Origin of the sequence: Akkermansia sp. GGCC_0220, from assembly GCF_017566105.1 — a bacterium.
GTDB lineage: Bacteria > Verrucomicrobiota > Verrucomicrobiia > Verrucomicrobiales > Akkermansiaceae > Akkermansia > Akkermansia massiliensis.
The window spans coordinates 1-800 of record NZ_JABFCI010000051.1 but is presented as its reverse complement, the minus strand read 5'-3'; the positions used below and the strand labels follow the sequence as shown (position 1 = coordinate 800).

The 800-nt window shown below is 56.4% G+C and carries 1 pseudogene; it reads right to left on the bottom strand.

The window, feature by feature from the left end:
• Nucleotides 1-800 (bottom strand): annotated as a pseudogene (locus HJW02_RS12925) (hypothetical protein); the annotation flags it as partial.

Genomic DNA, 800 nt, shown 5'->3' with positions numbered 1-800 from the left:
CTGGAAGAAACCAGGGAGATGTCATGGTACACCTCTCCCAAGTCTTTCAGCCGGCCGTTTTTACTGTTAGCCAGTATCGTATCAAGGGAGATGAGTTTTCTGACTGTGGACATGTCGTTTCCGGAACTTGATGCCATCATGGAAGAAAGGTTGAGGGGCTCCAAATCAGGACCGGGCGTGTCCCACGTGGAGCGCATCACCGTCAGGGCATCCGTGCTTTCTTCCGAGGCATGCGGCATCAGGTTGATGCGCGCCTTCTGGTTTTCTCCCGTTACCCACCACGCAATGTATTTACGCACGCTGGAATTTCTTTTAAGGCCAATGGTTTTGGATGAATCGTCCACACGCACCATGCGGGCGTAGATTTCCTTTTTGTCCTGGTTCTTGGCGCCTACGGGCGTTCCCACCGTGCCATGGTCCACCAAGGCGACACTGCGAAAATTCTGGTTGGTAAGGGAACGTTTGCCCAGCAGGCTTTTGCCCGCTTCCAGCGTGCTGAGCCTGCGCAGGTCCGGGTCGGAAATGAGCCAGCGGCGGAACATGGACTTTCTTCCCGTATCGTAGGTGGAAGAAATGTTCATGCCCTGGGAGTTAGTCTTGTTGAGCCAGGTATCCCAGCTGTTCCAGACGCCCAGGATGTACGGGGCGTTGCCTTCGCTGGCGCCGGAGGAAAGGATGCCCGAGTTGGCGGAAACGCGCTGGTCGGGTCCCAGCTCACACTGGAGCTGCCCGAGGGCCACTTCCAGGGAAAACCTGGCGAGGGATTTGGCCTCCGCGGCAAAGAGCTGTTTTTCGGAAAT